Raw genomic sequence first — 891 nt, 5'->3', positions numbered from 1 at the left:
GGCGTTTTTGCAGGGGCGACTAAATAAACGTTTTGATGAGAATGGTGTCGCTAAAATCGTCACACATTATTGAAACATAACAAGTGCAGGTTGTCGGACAGTTACTACGCTGCGCTCCGTACCTGCCGCAACTGCAAGCGTTATGTTTCTCTCAGAGCAGGCTCAAGTCCAAGGTGATCGACAAAAGGGATAAAGTCGCGATCTAGAAACAGCAGTGGTAGCTCTTTCTCTATGCAGAAGGTCGCGATGATGACGTCGGCAGTTTTTCGGATTGTGATGCCCTTTTTGCGGAGTGCCCGATAATTGTCCGTGCAAACAAGTGCCATGTCTTTGCCAAACATTTCATACTGTTCCAGCGAGAGCAGGCTCTGTTTGGTCTGACGATAGTGTTTGTCGTTGCGGATGCCTTGCAGGATTTCCAGAAATATGAGGTCGCCGATAGCGACGGATCCTTGGACTATTGAGGCATCCAACAGGTCAGTCTGCGGGTTCTTGACTCCGTTGAAATAGTCGATCCAGACGCTGGTATCCACCAGTATCATCCGGCGCTCCGCATTTCATCCAGGTCGCCTTCCCACTTAATTTTGCCACGCAGCTTTCGAATTTCCTGCTGCTTGCTAAGCTGGACCAGAAGTTTCAGGCCTTGCTCAACGGCCTCTTTTTTGGTTTCGTAGCCGGAAGCTTTGAGGGCTTCGGCCATCAGTTGGTCGTCAATGACGATGTTCGTTCTCACATGGCACCTATGTGTATAAATATCTAGCTCTATACACAATCTAGCACTTTGGGGAAAACATAACAATCGGCTGCACAGCGACCGATTTTCCGCCGCTACACGGCTCCAAACCGGCGCGTGAGCCGGGCGTTACCCCTAGTCTGCGTATTCCAGACCAA

General features: G+C 49.9%; 2 protein-coding genes. Both read right to left on the bottom strand.

Features of this window, described 5'->3' with window-relative positions:
* Positions 1-140: 140 nt before the first annotated feature.
* A complete protein-coding gene (locus Q675_RS35430) occupies positions 141-542 on the bottom strand; it encodes a PIN domain nuclease (protein WP_023012033.1) in 402 nt (133 codons plus the stop codon).
* Positions 539-733 (bottom strand): type II toxin-antitoxin system VapB family antitoxin, encoded by a 195-nt coding sequence (locus Q675_RS35425; protein ID WP_011785720.1) that lies wholly within the window; start codon positions 731-733, stop codon positions 539-541. The genes Q675_RS35430 and Q675_RS35425 overlap by 4 nt, the downstream gene beginning before the upstream one ends.
* Between the last annotated feature and the right edge of the window lie 158 nt (positions 734-891).

Source organism: Marinobacter sp. EN3 (assembly GCF_000475315.1).
Lineage (GTDB): Bacteria > Pseudomonadota > Gammaproteobacteria > Pseudomonadales > Oleiphilaceae > Marinobacter > Marinobacter nauticus.
This window is presented reverse-complemented; position numbering and strand designations above follow the sequence as displayed.

Excerpts from the sequence above, each read along its gene's own strand:
- Q675_RS35430 (WP_023012033.1), bottom strand. The coding sequence starts at position 542 with ATGATACTGGTGGATACCAGCGTCTGGATCGACTATTTCAACGGAGTC.